Annotated in this window: 15 protein-coding genes, 1 pseudogene and 1 riboswitch; of the genes and pseudogenes, 3 read left to right on the plus strand and 13 right to left on the minus strand. The window is 42.3% G+C overall.

What is annotated here, in order from left to right:
- Positions 1-83: 83 nt before the first annotated feature.
- Together STRDD04_RS02085 and STRDD04_RS02090 are read right to left on the minus strand one after the other, a co-directional pair.
- On the minus strand, positions 84-305 hold the full coding sequence (locus STRDD04_RS02085; RefSeq protein WP_037615127.1) for a hypothetical protein: 222 nt from the start codon (positions 303-305) through the stop codon (positions 84-86).
- A 479-nt stretch (positions 306-784) separates the two neighbouring features.
- Positions 785-1,819: an NAD(P)H-dependent amine dehydrogenase family protein gene (locus tag STRDD04_RS02090; RefSeq protein WP_062198930.1), complete on the minus strand. Its 1,035-nt coding sequence runs from the start codon at positions 1,817-1,819 to the stop codon at positions 785-787.
- A gap of 86 nt (positions 1,820-1,905) precedes the next feature.
- On the opposite strand from STRDD04_RS02090, the gene STRDD04_RS02095 reads away from it, so the two are divergent.
- A complete protein-coding gene (locus STRDD04_RS02095) occupies positions 1,906-2,745 on the plus strand; it encodes a MerR family transcriptional regulator (protein WP_037615123.1) in 840 nt (279 codons plus the stop codon).
- 165 nt (positions 2,746-2,910) lie between these two features.
- On the opposite strand, the gene STRDD04_RS02100 is transcribed toward STRDD04_RS02095, so the two are convergent.
- The 3 genes from STRDD04_RS02100 to STRDD04_RS02110 form a co-directional block, all read right to left on the minus strand.
- Positions 2,911-4,251, minus strand: a complete 1,341-nt coding sequence (locus STRDD04_RS02100; RefSeq protein ID WP_062198932.1) for a hemolysin family protein — start codon at positions 4,249-4,251, stop codon at positions 2,911-2,913.
- A gap of 90 nt (positions 4,252-4,341) precedes the next feature.
- Complete coding sequence (locus tag STRDD04_RS02105) at positions 4,342-5,988, minus strand: phosphoenolpyruvate carboxykinase (ATP) (RefSeq protein ID WP_062198934.1); 1,647 nt, start codon at positions 5,986-5,988, stop codon at positions 4,342-4,344.
- 101 nt (positions 5,989-6,089) lie between these two features.
- The gene (locus STRDD04_RS02110) at positions 6,090-7,214 is read right to left on the minus strand and encodes an AI-2E family transporter (protein ID WP_062198936.1); all 1,125 of its coding nucleotides are present in this window, start codon (positions 7,212-7,214) and stop codon (positions 6,090-6,092) included.
- Positions 7,215-7,288: 74 nt separating this feature from the next.
- On the opposite strand from STRDD04_RS02110, the gene STRDD04_RS02115 reads away from it, so the two are divergent.
- Both STRDD04_RS02115 and STRDD04_RS02120 read left to right on the plus strand, forming a co-directional pair.
- On the plus strand, positions 7,289-8,083 hold the full coding sequence (locus STRDD04_RS02115) for an ABC transporter ATP-binding protein (protein ID WP_062198938.1): 795 nt from the start codon (positions 7,289-7,291) through the stop codon (positions 8,081-8,083).
- Positions 8,080-9,621: a beta-carotene 15,15'-monooxygenase gene (locus tag STRDD04_RS02120; protein ID WP_062198940.1), complete on the plus strand. Its 1,542-nt coding sequence runs from the start codon at positions 8,080-8,082 to the stop codon at positions 9,619-9,621. The genes STRDD04_RS02115 and STRDD04_RS02120 overlap by 4 nt, the downstream gene beginning before the upstream one ends.
- 116 nt (positions 9,622-9,737) lie before the next feature.
- Here the strand turns inward: STRDD04_RS02120 and STRDD04_RS02125 are convergent.
- From STRDD04_RS02125 to STRDD04_RS02160, 8 genes and pseudogenes are all read right to left on the minus strand, one after another.
- A pseudogene (locus STRDD04_RS02125) lies at positions 9,738-11,793 on the minus strand (cation:proton antiporter).
- A 12-nt stretch (positions 11,794-11,805) separates the two neighbouring features.
- The gene (locus tag STRDD04_RS02130; RefSeq protein ID WP_062198942.1) at positions 11,806-12,060 is read right to left on the minus strand and encodes a hypothetical protein; all 255 of its coding nucleotides are present in this window, start codon (positions 12,058-12,060) and stop codon (positions 11,806-11,808) included.
- 48 nt (positions 12,061-12,108) lie between these two features.
- Complete coding sequence (locus STRDD04_RS02135) at positions 12,109-12,657, minus strand: tRNA 5-(aminomethyl)-2-thiouridylate-methyltransferase MnmM (RefSeq protein WP_062198945.1); 549 nt, start codon at positions 12,655-12,657, stop codon at positions 12,109-12,111.
- On the minus strand, positions 12,651-13,598 hold the full coding sequence (locus tag STRDD04_RS02140; protein ID WP_082757324.1) for a tRNA modification radical SAM protein MnmL/YtqA: 948 nt from the start codon (positions 13,596-13,598) through the stop codon (positions 12,651-12,653). The genes STRDD04_RS02135 and STRDD04_RS02140 overlap by 7 nt, the downstream gene beginning before the upstream one ends.
- A gap of 59 nt (positions 13,599-13,657) precedes the next feature.
- Positions 13,658-13,957: an MGMT family protein gene (locus tag STRDD04_RS02145; RefSeq protein ID WP_062199198.1), complete on the minus strand. Its 300-nt coding sequence runs from the start codon at positions 13,955-13,957 to the stop codon at positions 13,658-13,660.
- A 102-nt stretch (positions 13,958-14,059) separates the two neighbouring features.
- Positions 14,060-14,710 carry a phosphatase PAP2 family protein gene (locus tag STRDD04_RS02150; protein ID WP_062198946.1) on the minus strand — a complete coding sequence of 217 codons (651 nt, stop codon included), beginning with the start codon at positions 14,708-14,710 and terminating at the stop codon, positions 14,060-14,062.
- Positions 14,700-15,257: an ECF transporter S component gene (locus STRDD04_RS02155; protein WP_062198948.1), complete on the minus strand. Its 558-nt coding sequence runs from the start codon at positions 15,255-15,257 to the stop codon at positions 14,700-14,702. Before STRDD04_RS02155 ends, STRDD04_RS02150 begins: the two co-directional genes overlap by 11 nt.
- A 145-nt stretch (positions 15,258-15,402) precedes the next feature.
- A riboswitch (FMN riboswitch) is annotated at positions 15,403-15,621 on the minus strand.
- Between the two features lie 82 nt (positions 15,622-15,703).
- Entirely contained in the window at positions 15,704-16,213 is a 510-nt protein-coding gene (locus STRDD04_RS02160) for a tRNA (cytidine(34)-2'-O)-methyltransferase (RefSeq protein ID WP_062198951.1), read from the minus strand.
- Positions 16,214-16,563 lie beyond the last annotated feature (350 nt).

Below are 16,563 nucleotides of genomic sequence, written 5' to 3' on the forward strand. Positions count from 1 at the left end.
AAGAGCCTTTGATTTACTGTCCTTTACGTTAGTATTTCATTGATATGCTTGAATTATTTCAACCAATCACAGTATTATTTAGATTACTTTTTTCTAATGCTGAAGATAAACAATAAAGCACTCAGTATCATTTGAACAATCGCTCCCGGAACAATACCGAGCCAATCATATATTATAAGGAGTACTCTTGGGACAGGTATTGAACCATTAAGATTTCCTCCCATATAAAGAACCAAAATCAGCAGTGACGCTAAAAACCATATAGCACCGAATAAAATACCAAACCAATCTCTTTTTTTATTCATTGTTGCCTCCTAAATTTGATTTTTCTAGCTAAATACTTATTATATTATATCATTTTTAAGGTGTTATTTCTACTGTCAGCATACATACTTGTTTTCAGATCTTTCATAGGAATAGATAGAAAGAGCGAGAAAGGATACAAAAGATGATAGCATATCAGTCCTGATAAGAGCTGAATTTCTCCGTCTCCGTTTGATCTTTTGACGAGTCTATTTTTCAATATACGCTCTATATCTTCCAAAGTCGCTCTGTCAATGATTGCTTCATGCACTTTTCAATCGTCTGCCGGTTGCTTCTAGCTAAATAGTGATTTTGCTTATCTTTGTAAAGCTTTTCTGCCTTGAAGTTGACGACCTCCAAATTTGTTAAAATGCGGGTTATGCTTGCTTTACTACACTAATCCTCTATAAAGACATTCTGACCCTAACAAAGCAATAAGCAAGCTATCACAAGGACAGCCTGCTTATTTTTTAGGATATGTTTAATTTTCTACATAAGTGTGAAGCGGATAAGTCGGATAAGTCAAGGTACGCGCCAACTCAGAGGTCACATAACCTGCCGGTGCATCCAGCACAGACGGGATACGATTGACAATTGTGGCACAAGTCAGAGACACAGTATCTGGCTTGCTGACAGAAAAGACTAGATTTGGATCACCTGTAATTTCCCAATCACACATATCGCCATCATCTTCCCGATAAACCTTGCCAATACATTCTACTTCCAATTCAATTCCTTGATGAGTATGAATGGTCGTCACAGCTGACATGCCTGTTACCTGTCCTGCCGGAATAAGTCGACCCAGCGTTTCTGAATAAACATCTTCATCCAAAATGTAAGGCACGCTCTTTTGTGAAATATCCTGAATGGTCCAGTTCATCTTAGAGCAGATAGCTTCCGCAGCATTCCACATATAGGATGGCAAACTTTCGGCAGAAGCAATTTCTTTATCAAATCGTTCTACATCATAGCCAGCACCGTGCGCTTCTGCTAAAGCCAAACCATAATCCTCTACATTATAGCTGGCAACCCCTTTGACTTTTTGAATGCGATTGAGACCAGACATAGCTAAGCAAGGCATATTAATCCAGTAGATATCTTGCATACCAGAGCCCATGATGGTGACACCATATTCTTTAGCCAACTTATCCAAGCGGTTCGTTTCAGATGGCGACGTCGTCCATGGATAAATAGCTTCTTCACAGGTCGTGATGATATTAACACCATGCTTGATAGCTGTTTCAAAAAAGCCATACATATCAGGCATATAGGAGGCAATGGTAACAATGGCAATATCGGCATCGCACTGGTCAAATACACTGTCAGCTTTATCGGAAATCAAAACACCTGTCTTGTAGCCTAATCCCGCAAAATCACCAACATCTTGTCCCACAATCGCAGGATTATTGTCAATAGCGCCAACAATCTCTACACCGTGGTCCACTAGATATTTAAAAATAACCTTGGACATTTTGCCACAGCCATATTGCACGGCACGAATTTTTGCATTTCTCATTGGAAACCCTCCTTTAATTGTAATATTTTTCACAATTATAGTATAATATCTCTAGTAACTAGAGAGTCAATAGAGAGTTTTGAAAAATGAAAAAAATTTTGCGTATTGGAGAATTTTCTAAAATCAATCACATTTCCATTCAGACTTTACGATTTTATGATCAGATTGGTCTTTTAAGGCCTTATGAGGTTGATCCCGAGACTAACTACCGCTACTATCACATCAATCAATCTTCACTCGTTGACTCCATTCAATATCTACGACAATTAGATTTTTCTTTAAAAGAAATCAAGGAAATTCTCTCCGATCGAGATCAGTTTCATCTGCACCGGCTTATTGAAGAACGGTATCAGCAATTACTCCAAGAAAAAGAAATGCTAGAAGAGCGGATAAAGGAAATTGAAATTTTTCGTTCTGGTGCACAGCTTTATGGCGAAAAGCAGACTGATCAAAAGTTGGAAATTGTGGCATTCCCTGAACGACACATTCTATCCTTCTCTATTGATCAAAACATTTACCAGTTAGACAACGAAGAGTATGAACTCTATCTCCGCTATTTCAAACAGGAAATTCTCAATTACAACCCCTTTTTTAATAATTTCAGTCGAGTTGGCTCTATTATGAAGCAAAGAGATTTTCTAAATCAAAATTGGTTCTCAAATCAGTTTTGCCTCTTTCACCAGACTCAAAATGAACTTCCAAATCTCATTCCAGCCATACTGCCTAAAGGAAGCTATGCTGTTGCTTACTGTTCATCATTCGAAGAAGAAGTGAGAAATCTCCCTCATTTTCACCAAGAATTAGCCGATGCAGGCTATCTGGTTACAGGTGATTATATCTGCGAAGTGATTCATGAACAACCTCAACTAAATGAAAAGCACCGCGACATGTTTATTAGAATGCAAGTGCAGGTTGAAAGCAGCTGAAACATCCCCTTACACCAATATTTGATGAAACTCGAGAAAATTTTATAAAACGATAAAAGGCTTAAAAACAAAGTTTTTAGAACAATGATTTTAAGCCTTTTTATCTATCTAATTGTGATATTACTGAGTGAAAAGCATGTTTTCTCAGCTACATCTGAACCGAGTTTATTTCTCAGCTTCTTCAGCTTCTTCAAGGATTTCGGATATTTCCACTTTCACCTTGGTGACACGGCCGTTTTTGACCTTGTCATTGGTCAAAATCAGTTTTTTATTCTGACTTTCAACCTCATAGCTGATGCGTTCTGTTGGATTTGGAATGGTTCCTACACCCGTCAGATAGTAACCAGCAATGGTATCCACGTCATCACTATCTATCTCAACTTCAAAATACTCATTAAAGTCATTGAGTGTCATCGTTCCCAATACGATATAGGTATTCTCACCAATTTCATAGACTTCCACCGCGACCTTGTCTGTTTCGTCTTCAATTTCACCGACAATCTCTTCCAGCAAGTCTTCCAGTGTCACGAGACCTGCCATACCGCCATACTCATCCAGCAGAATCGCCATTTGATTTTGGGTATTACGCAGAGATTTGAGCAAATCATCCACAAAAATCGTTTCAGGTACAAAGAGCGGTTCTTGCAGAATCTTGCGCAGAACAATATTGTCAAAACCATTGACAAAGCCTTCATTCAAGAGACGTTTTGTGTGAATGAGACCAATGACATTGTCCTTGTCTCCATCATAAACTGGAATCCGAGAGAAATTCTTCTTGAGAATGCTTTGGATAATTTCCTTGGTATCATCCTGAATATCGACCATAAAGGCATCTGTCCGTGGCACCATCAGTTCACGCGCCATCAGCTCATCCAGCGAGAAAATCCCCTGCAACATTTCGATTTCGTCTGCATCCAGCGTCTCCTCGCTCTTGGTCAGCATGTACTCAATCTCATCCCGCGTCATCTTCTCATCTGCATCATCAAACTGCATCGGCGTAATCCGACTGAGGAGATTAGTCGAAGCTGAGAGCAACCAAACGAAAGGACTAACGATTTTTCCTACGAAAATAATCACAGGTGCGGTACGAATGGCTAAACTGTCCTTGAGATTCATGGCAATCCGCTTAGGATAAAGCTCTCCCAAAACAATGGAAATATAGGTCAAAAGAGCAAGTGCCAGAAAACTAGCAACTGCATGTGCCGTTTCAGAATTTCCCAGCCAAGAGGAAAAGATTTTCCCCAGATTGTCCGCAAAGCTAGCCCCCGACAGGATATTGATGACGGTGATTCCGACTTGAATTGTCGATAGAAAGTTATTGGGACTTTCAAGAACTTTTAATAAACGAATGTATTTGGCATCGCCTTCTTCAGCTTTCTGCTCTACGCGAGACCGATTGAGCGATACCATCGCCATCTCAGAAGCTGAGAAAAAGGCATTTAATAAAGTTAAAACGAATAGCAGTATTGCTTGCAATAAAATACTCTGACTGCCAGGGTCTTCCATGGATTCTTCTCCTAAAAATTATAATCAGACTTGATTATAACATATTTTCAAGATTCGTGCATGAGGATTCCGTAGAAAGCGTTTTGCAAATCAGGAATCCAAATCCTGCAAAACCTTTTCCAGCCGAGAAATAGCTCCGACAGGCAGAGCTGTCTTAGGATATTTCTGATTGAAAGCTAGCAAGAAGTTTAAACGAATCTGCATCCTTTCACGGATGAGCTGTCTATACTTGTAATCAAAGTTTGGAACGGCATATCCTTCGTAGTTAAGATATTCAAAGCCTTCCAAAGGTCCGAAAGGTCTAAATTCTGCCTTCCCATCTACTATCTGTTCAATAATATCTAAAGACACTTCCTTTGAGATCCCCTTCCCCATATAAAATCCAGTATTGATGATATAGCAGGCAACGCCTGACTCAAATAAACGACGGAATTTCCGATAATCTTCCACCAGCGGATAAACGCGGAAAGGATTGGCATAAGGCTCAATAACCAAATCATCATGCAGACCAATAACATTTTCAGCATTGGAACGCTTGGTCATCAAAGTACAGCCCATCGTAGAAGCCATAAGAGGATCATTAATCTTGATTAGTGGCGGGAGAGAGTCATCCTTCATAATCCAGAAGATAGCGTTGATGGGTTCGTCAATCCGGTCCACTCGATTCGGAGTAGCAAAGCGCGATTTGACAGTCCGCCCATTTCCATTGCGGATGTCCTCGGTTACCAGCTTTTTCCGTCCATTTTCATCTAGTGTCACTCCACAGTTCTGCACAGTGACAAAGAAATCCTGCTCACTATGACCTGTAGGGTAGTCATTTGTCTTGTCAAAATAAGACGGCTCAAGGGCAATAGATGAGCCATCTTTGACCGAGATAATAAAGGCATCATCATGGAGGACCTTGATGTCATATTTATGGTCATGCTTGGCATGTGTCAGCGTGGATTTCCCTGAGCCAGATAGCCCGAAGAATGATGCGACATAGTCCTCTTTATCAATACTCTGCTTGAAAATTTTCAAGCCCCCGTGGCAGGCAACATAACCGTTTCTGGCAGCCGTTCCCCAAGCCAAGGTCAAAGTGGCCTTTTTCAGCTCTCCGAAATAATTCAAGCCCAAAATGACGGCACAGTTATGGTTGGTATCAAAATATACAAGCCCTTCTGGGTAATCTGGATGCTTCCACTTAGGATCAAAAAAGACAAAGATATCATTCTCTTCATACTTTTTAGACGCTTTCAGTCGATTTTTAAATTCCTCATCCAAAATTTGGAAATTCAAGAGCCAGGAGTACAGGTTATTGATTTCTTCCTGAGGAACCATCAGATGAGCGTAGGCCATAAAGTCCTCATCTAGCCCGACCACAGCATCAGCCTTATAGAAGGTTCTTTTATGTGCTTGGTAAATTGCACTCCGGACAAGAAAAAGCAAATGCTCATCTTCTTCGCTATCTCTGCCATAGATTCTTCTAGCCTTGGCTGTTCTGCCGACAACAGCCCCCGAATTGGTCAATAAAACGCGTGCATAAGAAGGAAGACCTAGCTCCTTGGTATGAATAACTGGCATGTCCAGCACAACCGTCCCAGCAGCTGTCGAAGCAAGCTGATAGGCTTCTTCTACCGTCTTGATAGCTTGGACTTGATTTTCATAAAAGGCTGTTTCCACAATGGTCTTCAAAGGCGAAAAATAAGAAGAATCTTTTCTTATTTCCTGCGGAGAAAATTTACGACGTGTTACCATAAGTATACCTCCTTTATGCTATTATCACTATTTTAGCATAAATATAAAATTTTATGTTATAAAAAATGCAAGAAAAAAAATAGAAGAGGACTCGCCTTCTCCTATTTTTTTATAATACCAAATTCCTCATTTTTCTTTTGCAGCTGTGCTTCCTTGTGATTATCGTACAGATTAGCCAAGAATTTTACGATTTCTTTTAGGATTGAATAAGTCGGAATGGCCACAATCATGCCCATAATACCATAAATATTGCTGGACAAGAGCAAAAGAACCATAATCGTAATAGGGTGAACCTTCATAACGCCGCCGACAATCCGCGGATAAAGGATATTCCCGTCAATCTGCTGGACAATAAGCATATAAATCAATGCAACCAGCATTTTCTGCGGATCAGTAAAGGCGTAGGTAATCAGCATGGGAATCAAGCCGATACTTGGTCCTACATAAGGAATTAAATTGGCCAAAGCTGAGAAAATCGCAAAGACCAAGGCATACTTGAGACCAATCACACTGTAACCAATAAAGGCCAGGGTTCCTATCAGCAGCGCATCAATCGAAATCCCACTGATGTAGCGAGCCACCGTGGCGTTCAGATTGGTCAGCAGTTTGGAAATATTGAGCTTATCCCGTTTGAGCACTGTCCGCTCCAGCATCGGCAGCAATTTCTGACCGTCCATGAGGAAATAAACCAAGAAAATCGGCGTCATAATTAAAATCATAATGGTATTGACGACTGCAGACACTACGCTGCCCAAACTATTGGTAACTCCATTTAAAATATTTTGTAGAATATCCACATAGGACAGGTTGAGTTGCTGAATGGTAGATTGAATATTTAAACTCTTAAATAAAGGATTCTTGGATAATTGATTAACAAAACTCTGAATTTCCCAATAGAGGCCCTGAGTCGAATTAATCAGACTGCTCAGCTGATTAATCAAAATTGGCAAAAGGTAGATGACGCCAATCGTCAATAAGCCAAACAGCAGGAACAAAGTGATCAAAATTCCAAAAATACGTTTAATTTTTAACTTTTTCTCTAAAAATGTTACCAGAGGATTCGTGATGTAATAGAGGAAGCCCCCCACAAGAAAGGGGATTAAGATGGTATTGATAACACTTACTACTGGCGTAATCATATCTCCCATCTGGCGCCAGATAAAGAAGATAATCGTCAGCAGTAAGACCTCACTAGTCCAAAACATTAACTTACTTTTATGAAACATTTTTACTCTCCTCTCAGTTATTTTACCATAATTTATGATAAAATAGAGGGGATTTTACAAAAGAAAGAATAAAAATGGAAAACATTATCAGCATGGAAAAGGTTTGGCTAGTCAAGAATGGTCAAACAATTTTAAAAGATCTGAATTGGCAGGTGAAAAAAGGAGAAAATTGGGCTATTTTGGGATTGAATGGCTCTGGTAAATCCACCCTGCTGCGTTTGCTCATGGCCGAACATTGGAAAACCGAGGGGGAACTGACGGTTCTGGGCACCACATTCGGACAAGGAGACATTCCTGAACTGAGAACTAAAATCGGAGTTGTCGGCTCTTTTATCGCTGAACGCCTGCCCAGTCGGATGCTGGCGGAAGAGATTGTCCTGACCGGCAAATACAAAAGCAGCATCCTCTACCGCCAATATGGAGAAGCTGAGCTGAACGAAGCCCGAGAAATGCTGCTTTCTATCGGGGGACAGGAGCTGATCGGCAGAAGCTATGCCAGTCTGTCGCAGGGTGAAAAACAGCTGCTCTTAATCGCTCGCAGCTTGATGGAAACACCCGACCTCTTAATTTTAGACGAAGCGACCAGTGGTCTGGATTTATTTGCCCGCGAGCGGCTCTTGCAGCAGATTGAGAACATTGCTCGGCTAGAGCAAGCTCCCACCATTCTCTATGTGACCCACCATGCCGAGGAAATCACCTCTGTGATGGATCATGTCCTACTCTTAAAAGATGGAGAAATCATTGCTCAAGGAGCCAAAGAAGAGATTTTGACAAAAGAAATACTGAATCGCTTTTATCCACAGCCAGTTCAATTAATTGATCTAGGTGAGGGACGCTGTTTTGTGAAAGTAGAGGGTAATATTTCATGAAGCATTTTACAAATATCCTTTTTAATTTGGGTTATTTTCTCGTCTTGACGATGACAGCCATTGCCCTTCTTTTCCTGTCCGGACAGATTTTGATTTCTCATACCTATATTCCGCTGCATATTGCAGAAGGTGTCAACTTCGTTGCCAATCCTTGGTACTTCTATCCCCTTCTGATTCTCTTTCTTTTCGCGCTCTTCGGACTTCGACCGCTTTTGGAGAAGATAAAGATTCCCTACCTTTTAGTCGGATTGAGCCTGCTCTATATCGCAGCAGCATTCTTTCTCATCACCTCCTACAGCGGCATTATTCGAGCAGATGCCAAACATGTCTTTAATGCAGCTCTAGCCTTCAATCAGGGCGATTACAGCTCGCTTACGACCGTCGGTAGCTATATGTACCGCAATCCACATCAGCTGGGGCTGATGACCTTAGAGCGCCTCTATGCTTATATCTCCCCGACAACTCGGTTTGCCTTTGGTATGAATGTCATCTGGAGCCTGCTTAGTAATTTTCTAATCTATAAGATTACAGCTTTGCTCAATCGCAAGGAAATTATTCAAAAATACACAATCTTGCTGACCTTCCTTTTCCTGCCCCAACTTTTTTTCGTACTTTTTATTTATGGGACTATCCCAGGCCTGTTCTTTTGTCTGCTTAGTCTTTATGCCTTTATCAAATTGGAGCAAAATGGCAATCTGCTCTACCTCCTTCTCGGTGCAGCCAGTATCAGCTTAGCCTGTCTTCTGCGAAATAATTATATTATCTTTGCCATCATGCTGCTTGGAATCTATCTCCTCTCCATTTTCTACAAATGGTCTTGGAAAAAACCGCTGGCTATTCTGCTGATTATCACTGGGATTGTCTTTTCAAATAAGGCTTTGAATACCTACTATGAAAACCTAATCGGACAGGAAATTGGTATTGGAACTCCTAAGATTGCCTATATTACCATGGGTCTGAGAGATGATCCCAATCGTCAAACTCTGGGTGGCTGGTATGATGCTTATAATACTAAAATTCTCAAACGCAACAAGTACGATGAAAAAAAAGCAACCGCCATGGCAACTCAGGATTTGAAAGATATTTTGCTGAACTTTTCCAAACATCCAGACTATGCACTCAAATTCTTCTACGAAAAAGTCACATCCACTTGGACTGAGCCGACTTTTCAGTCTATCTGGACTGGGCCTCAGATTGAGCGCCAACAATACATGAAGCCAGCTGTCCTGCGCAGCATTTATGAGGAAAGAAAAGGTTATCAGATTGTTAATTTCCTGCTCTTGACCCTGCTAGCCAGTATCTACCTGCTCTCCTGTTTCTTTATCCTGCATAAATTTTTCGTCGCCGAGGAAAAGCTGACGCCTTTTGACCTCTATCCCTTCATCTTTCTCTTGGGGGGCGGCCTCTTCCACTTCTTCTGGGAAACCAAGAGCCAGTATGTCTATATCTATGTCTTACTTCTGCTTCCTACAGTAGCAGAAAGTCTTGTTTGGCTGACTGAAAATTACACACATTGGTTGCCAATAAAACGAAAATAAGAAAAATCACTTGAAACAATCGACTAATAGCAGTCAATTTTCAAGTGATTTTTAATTTAACCTTATGATTGAATCGTTTGCATTCATAGAGCCATTCGGTTTGTCTTCTAGTCCTGCTAGTGCCCTCTGGCATAGTTGACCATGTCATAGGGCAGGGTATTCGCTCTTTCTTTAAGCGAATAATTTTCTAGATTGTTAACATTTTGTCGCAGACGTTTGGCATAGCTGGCTGAGATTAATTTCTTTTCTTCGTATTCAAAGATTGTTTTTCTTTCCAGATAGTAGCCCCACATCATTTCAGAAATGTTATTGGGTTTGATACGCGTAATGACCCGCTCAATAAAAGCACCGCTTCCGATAATCTCCGTTTCACGCAGCCGAGAATCCTGCAAAAAAGTAATCAGAGAGGATTTGTAGATGCCTTTTAGATGTTCCAAACTTTCAATAATGACTTCAGTATTGGACAGGTAAAGCTCTGCTATTTCTTCGATATCCGTAGCAGTCAGACGCTTGGCACCTCTTTGATTCCAGGCTCGCAACCTAGCTCCAAGGGTCACAATCTCATGAAGAAGCATACGCAGCAGGCGCAGCGTCACCAGAAACGTATAGGTGAAGCGCGAAGCTAAATTTCGGTTAATGCCCTGCTCTATGTTTTGTAGATAGCGCTGATAAAGGTGATAACTGCGGTCGCTAATTTTCCCTTCCTCAAAAGCTTGCTCCAGACCATCATTTTCGATACTCAAGATTAGTAATTTCAGAGAAGCCCAGTCTTGCTGAGTGGCCTTATCTTCCTGCTCAAGAATCAGATTTTCAATCCGGCCATGGTAATTGTCGATGGCGGCATAGAGAGGCGCTTTAGCCTTAGTTTGCTTAAGCCCTGCTTCCAGCTGTTCTACCACTTCATTTAAAATAGCAATATGCATCAGGTGTTCTGCTTCCTCTTCTCTCGCTTCAGCTAGACGAGGAAGAGCCACTAAGCCTGTCAAAAAACTAAGTAGGGTAACACCTGCAACCAAGAAGAGCAACAAAGGATAATCCTGCTCCAGCTTGGTCGGAATCAAAAGAATGGTCGCAATGGAGACTGTTCCTTTGACACCTGAAAAGGTGAGCAGCAGCATTTCCTTCACATAGTTTCCTAATCTCTTATGTAATCTTCTGATTCGAATGAAGTAAAAAGTGAACAACATGACAAAACGAAGGGCAAAGAGCAGGAAAGTCAGAAGAATAATACTCACTAGCAGCAAGAGATTATCGTATATAGGACTCTTTAAGATTGGCTCTGCAATCATTTCCAGTTCCATCCCTAAAATGATAAAGACCGAGCCGTTGAGCATAAAATTCACTATGTTCCAGATGGTTTCTGTGACTGAATCCACCTGCGCTTCCAGAAGCGTAATCCGCTTGAAACGGCTTGCCTTAAAGATACCCGCAACGACTACCGCAATAATACCTGAAACATGGATTTCCTCTGCTAAAAAGAAGGTGACTAAGGGCAGGCTCAGCTCTAGCAAGAGCTCACTGGCAATATCTGACACTCGTGCACTCATCAACAGCTTATGCAGCCAACGATTGAGGGCTGCGCTGACCATCCCGACAGCAAAACCACCGATGATAGAGAGGAACAATGAAACACTGGCTTTCTCTAGAGAAAAAGTCCCTGTCGCCCAAGCCAGAAGAGCGACACGAAAAGCCACCAGACCAGACGCATCATTGAGCAAGCCCTCTCCTTTGAGGATATTTTGCACCCGCTTGGGGAAGGAAAAACGCTCCGAGAGAGAAGCAAAGGCAACCAAGTCTGTCGGCCCCAGAGCTGCTCCTACGGCGACACAGGCCGCCAAGGGCAAGACTCCCCAAAGGACATGGGCAAGATAACCCAAACTCACGGTTGAAATAAAAATAACCGGAAAAATCAAATATAAAATGATTCTCCAATGTTTGAGGATACTGGTAATATTGCTTTCCTCAGCTTCCCGAAAGAGCAAGGGCCCGATCACCAAGGCCAAAAACAGCTCTGTATCCAAGTGAAATTTCTCCTGAGGAAGGATAAAACCAAGCGAAATTCCCAGCACTATCTGCACTAAGGGCAACGGTAGCTGAGGCAAGATGCGGTTGGTCACATTAGATACAACCAATAGGAGCAAAAAAAACAATCGTGTAGAGAAGGATTTCCACTTTGAACCTCCTTTATCTTTGCTGGCAGCACTCTTTAAACAATTCTTTTTGCTCCGAAATCTTTTGATCAATTTTGGATAGGTCGCGGTGCTCAATCATCTTTTGGCAGCGCTCCATTTCTAAATTCACCAATTTTTTCTTGATTCGCAGCATTTTTTTATTCATTTTGGCCTCGTCTAAAAAGCCAGCATTCGTTTCTTCGTTGGCAGACTCGACGTATTTGTTTCGTAAGCCAACCAATTTTTCATGCAAATATTGCTTGTCCATTTTTTCTCCAAATGATTCCTCAGAAAGTTTTTAACAACTTTGGAAACCTTATTTTTCTTTTAATTTCTCAATCATGACCAAGAAAGGCGGATTGTTAATCTGATTGATGGTCTTGTAGAGGGCAACGGTGAAGTCCTGCTGGGGCAGCTGACTAACATAGTCGAGTACCGCATCCTTTTCAACTTCGCCCCCTTCATGTCCATAGTAAATCATGATAGCTGCGCGGCCACCTTTTTCCAAGCCTCGACAAACCTTTTCCAAAGCTTCCAGCGTCGTATCGGGTCGTGTAATGACAGACTTGTCCGCTGAAGGCAGGTAGCCCAGATTAAAAATGGCAGCTTTGAAATGATCAGTATACTGGTCCAAGGTTTCATGCCCAGCCAAGATTAGCTGGGCATTGTCCAAATCCGCTTCTGCCAAGCGCTGGCGGGTCTTTTCCACAGCCTTCTCCTGAATGTCAAAAGCGTAGACTTGTTTGGCCAACTTAGCCAGAAAAAGGGTGTCATGTCCATTGCCCATAGTAGCGTCCACCACAGTATCTTCCTTGGTCACGACTTCAACCAAAAAGGCATGGGCCATCTGTAAGGGTCTTAACATACGAATCTCTGCTCCTTTGCTTTACAGCCTTGCTTGCTACCACGACGGCGCATTTCTGCCTCTATGGCATTGAGAACTTCCCATTTATTGAGGCTCCACATGGGACCAATCAACATATCCCGCGGGGCATCGCCTGTGATGCGGTGGATGACGATATGCTCGGGGATAATCTCTAGCTGATCACAGACGATGGAGATATACTCCTCCTGACTGAGCAGCTGCAGTCGCCCCTCATGATAATCCCGCTGCATACGGGTATTGGTCATCAGGTGAAGCAAGTGAAGCTTAATACCCTGAATGTCATTATCGGTCACACAGCGGCGGACATTCTCCAGCATCATCTCATGGGTCTCACCCGGCAGACCGTTAATCAAGTGAGAGACAATCTCCGCCTTGGGAGCTAGCTTACGAACGCGCTGAACCGTCTCCACATAGAGCTCATAGGAATGAGCACGGTTGATAAGGTCTGAAGTTTCCTCATAGGTAGTCTGAAGCCCCAGCTCCACGGTCACATGCATGCGTTCGGACAGGTCAGCCAAGTAGGCGATGGTCTCGTCAGGCAAACAGTCTGGCCGAGTCCCGATATTGAGTCCAACGACGCCTGGCTCATTGATAGCCTGCTCATAACGTTCACGAATCACTTCAAGCTTCTCATGGGTATTGGTGAAGTTCTGGAAATAGACCAGATACTTGCGAACATCCGGCCACTTGCGGTGCATAAAGTCAATTTCCTTATAGAACTGCTCGCGAATGGGCGCGTCAGGCGCCACAATGGCGTCGCCAGAACCCGAAACAGTACAGAACGTACAGCCTCCATGCGCTACGGTACCATCCCGATTGGGACAGTCAAAGCCCGCATCAATAGGCACCTTAAAAGTCTTTTCTCCAAAAAGTTTGCGATAATAATCATTCAAAGAATTGTAAGATTTCATACCCTCCATTCTACCACAAAAAAGAGCCTAGAAACAAAAATTTCCTCTTTCACCAAGAAAGAAGGAAATCATCGCTCCCACTGATAATGCTTAAGGTCCACACATCCATTGGCCTTCAGGTCCACTCCCTCTGCCCAAAGCAAGTGCGCTTGCTCTTCCCAGCCTGGTGCGAGACGCCCTGCCGCATTGACCACCCGATGGCAAGGATGCTTGCCGCCATAAAGCTCGGACTGACTGAGAATCTTTCCCACCAAGCGGGCGTTTTTAGGCCGTCCAATCAAACGAGCAATCTGGCCATAGGTTGCCACGCGCCCAGCAGGAATCTCATCCACAAGAGCTAAAACCGACTTTATAATTTCTGGATTCAAAACGGACAATCACCTCCTGATCTCACTTGCTCCTATCTTAAAGAAAGAGATTTTCTTTGTCAAGACAAAAAGGCCGGCAAAGCCAACCTTTCTCATCTCTATTTATTTCTGCTTTCCTTTGAAACGCCATTGAAAGCGCAGCTTGTCATAAAAGGGAAATTCGATATTGAGAATGGCAAAGCCCATCAAGGCCCCTCCGATGACATCTGTTGGATAGTGCACGCCCAGATAGACTCTGGATGCCATAATGGTTAAGATAAAGAGCAAGAGCAAGCCCTGTACCAGACGCTTGATGTGTTGATTTTGAATCCGTTGCTGGACGATGATAATCAAGCTCCCAACAACAATGGCTGTCGCCATGGAATGTCCGCTCGGGAAAGAATAACCGCCCTCTTCGACCAAATGCGAAAGACTCGGCCGGCTTCTGTGGTAAACGAGTTTAATCAGCTTAATCAAAATCCCATGTAAGACCAGATTCCCAGCTAGCAAGGCAGCTTCCAACTTCCATTTTTTATAAAGGAAAAACAGGGAAAGAGCTGAAACCCAGATTATAATCCCCAACGGGTCAATGAAACTGGTGACCAGTTTGAAAAATGTCGTCAAAAAGGTGGGCAAGTCCCCCCGCAGCCAGGTCTGAATCGGGGTGTCAAAGCCCACCAGCTGCTCAGGATAAAACTTGACCATGTAGCCTAGTATGACGAAAAGTAAAAGGGCAAAAGAGCCCTTTGTTAGATAAGATTGTTTATTTTTCATAGCGTTTTAAAACGGGCGTCAAAAGCGTGTAAATCAGCCAGAAAGCCACCGCCCAGATCACTCCTTCTAATAGGTTAAAGGGAACAATCATGGTCAGCAGATATTTACCTACACCAAAAACCTGACCGATATCAAAGTTTGCAAAGCGAGCATAAAGCGGAATAGCATAAAAAGCATTCAGCACAAGCATACTTGCAGTCAGACTCAAGGTTCCCAGGAAAGATGCAAGCAAATAGCTCGTCAGATCTCTTTTCTTCTCCCAGAAAAGAGCAAAGAAGATGACAAAGACCAGAATAGCCGCAATATTGATCGGCATACCAATTAAGGTTTCCACTCCATGACCATTTAAGGCCAACTTTAAAACAGAGCGAATAAGCAGGACTGCTACAGAGCTCTTAAAATCCAAGAGAACCAAGGCTAACAAAATCGGAATAATCGAAAAATCCAATTTTAAAAACTCGGCTATCAAAGGGATTTGATAGAACACGAGCAGGAAAGACAGAGCAGATAAAACCGCTACTGTCGCCATTTTGCGCGTATTTGTCATAACAGGTTCCTCCAATTTATAAAAATTAGAGAAGCTGGAAGGCTGTTAACACCAGACCCGAAAAAATCCTTTCATAATTTATACGAGTATATAAAATACCCCTTAAAATAAGATTAAAACGACCAACCGGCCAGGCAATAACACCTTTCGTCTTCTCCCATCCAGACTATACTGTCGGTTGTGGAATCGCACCACATCAGCTTTCGCTCGCGGACTTATTTGGCTAAGATATTTTAGATTTATCTAGGCGTCGCAGTCGAAGATAATACTTAAAGTATATCGAGACAAGACAACGACGAGAAAGCTAAAATAGCTAGTCAAATTTACCGCCGGTCGGGAATCTCACCCTGCCCTGAAGACATTCTTATCATAACAAAAAAAGCCTGCCAGAGCAAGCTTTTTATTTGATGTAACCGAAATAGTTTCAATTACCCTACAGTCGGATTTTATTTCAGCTTATCTACTTCATATTCATGCACCAAATCCAATCCAGCAAAGTCCTGCTGACGCAAAGCTTCATAAACCATCATGCAGACGGCATTCGATACATTGAGGCTGCGGACATGCTGGTCATTCATGGGAATACGCAGGGCCTTTTCTGGATGGAGACGCATAAAATCCTCTGGTAGCCCCTTGTCCTCTCGGCCAAACATAAAATAGTGCGGTCCTTCTGCTGCAAAGTTCTCTTCCGAGTAGATCTTCTCGGCAAACTTGGATATCAAATAAAGTCGCCCATCCATCTGCTCCATAAATTCGTCCAGACTCTCATAGTAGGTGATGTCCAGCTTATCCCAATAATCCAGCCCCGCCCGCTTCATCTTGCGGTCGTCAATAGGAAAGCCCATAGGCTTGATGATATGGAGGGGAGAATTGGTCGCTGCACAAGTACGGGCAATATTGCCTGTGTTCTGTGGAATTTGTGGTTCAAAGAGGACGATATGATTTTGGTGAGACATGATTCTTTCCTGATTTTTATTAGAATAAAAAAATAGCCACACTGCCCGGAGTCAAGCTCAGCAAACAGCGTGGTTAAGGCATCATTAACTTACATCACAACAGGTTTGAGGTAAATCAATGAAGGTACTTCCTTAGTATATCACTTTCTTTTTACAAGTCAACAAAAAAGACTTGAAAAATTATATTTTTTTACACTTTAGCAAATTTTGCTAAAGCATGGCATGTTACAGAAACTAGCTACTTATTGGCAAAATTATGAAAAAACAAATGAAAGAGCAGGAAAATCTGGAATTATCCAATTTATAGATGAAATTTTCACGAAAAAAGGGTATGATAGATACATATTCGG

It is taken from the genome of Streptococcus sp. DD04, from assembly GCF_001578725.1.
Classification (GTDB): domain Bacteria; phylum Bacillota; class Bacilli; order Lactobacillales; family Streptococcaceae; genus Streptococcus; species Streptococcus sinensis.

Coding starts and splice junctions, on each gene's coding strand:
- STRDD04_RS02155 (WP_062198948.1), bottom strand. CDS start 15,257: ATGACAAATACGCGCAAAATGGCGACAGTAGCGGTTTTATCTGCTCTG.
- STRDD04_RS02150 (WP_062198946.1), bottom strand. CDS start 14,710: ATGAAAAATAAACAATCTTATCTAACAAAGGGCTCTTTTGCCCTTTTA.
- STRDD04_RS02140 (WP_082757324.1), bottom strand. CDS start 13,598: ATGGAGGGTATGAAATCTTACAATTCTTTGAATGATTATTATCGCAAA.
- STRDD04_RS02105 (WP_062198934.1), bottom strand. CDS start 5,988: ATGGTAACACGTCGTAAATTTTCTCCGCAGGAAATAAGAAAAGATTCT.
- STRDD04_RS02120 (WP_062198940.1), top strand. CDS start 8,080: ATGAAGCATTTTACAAATATCCTTTTTAATTTGGGTTATTTTCTCGTC.
- STRDD04_RS02160 (WP_062198951.1), bottom strand. CDS start 16,213: ATGTCTCACCAAAATCATATCGTCCTCTTTGAACCACAAATTCCACAG.
- STRDD04_RS02110 (WP_062198936.1), bottom strand. CDS start 7,214: ATGTTTCATAAAAGTAAGTTAATGTTTTGGACTAGTGAGGTCTTACTG.
- STRDD04_RS02100 (WP_062198932.1), bottom strand. CDS start 4,251: ATGGAAGACCCTGGCAGTCAGAGTATTTTATTGCAAGCAATACTGCTA.
- STRDD04_RS02085 (WP_037615127.1), bottom strand. CDS start 305: ATGAATAAAAAAAGAGATTGGTTTGGTATTTTATTCGGTGCTATATGG.
- STRDD04_RS02095 (WP_037615123.1), top strand. CDS start 1,906: ATGAAAAAAATTTTGCGTATTGGAGAATTTTCTAAAATCAATCACATT.
- STRDD04_RS02115 (WP_062198938.1), top strand. CDS start 7,289: ATGGAAAACATTATCAGCATGGAAAAGGTTTGGCTAGTCAAGAATGGT.
- STRDD04_RS02135 (WP_062198945.1), bottom strand. CDS start 12,657: ATGTTAAGACCCTTACAGATGGCCCATGCCTTTTTGGTTGAAGTCGTG.
- STRDD04_RS02130 (WP_062198942.1), bottom strand. CDS start 12,060: ATGGACAAGCAATATTTGCATGAAAAATTGGTTGGCTTACGAAACAAA.
- STRDD04_RS02090 (WP_062198930.1), bottom strand. CDS start 1,819: ATGAGAAATGCAAAAATTCGTGCCGTGCAATATGGCTGTGGCAAAATG.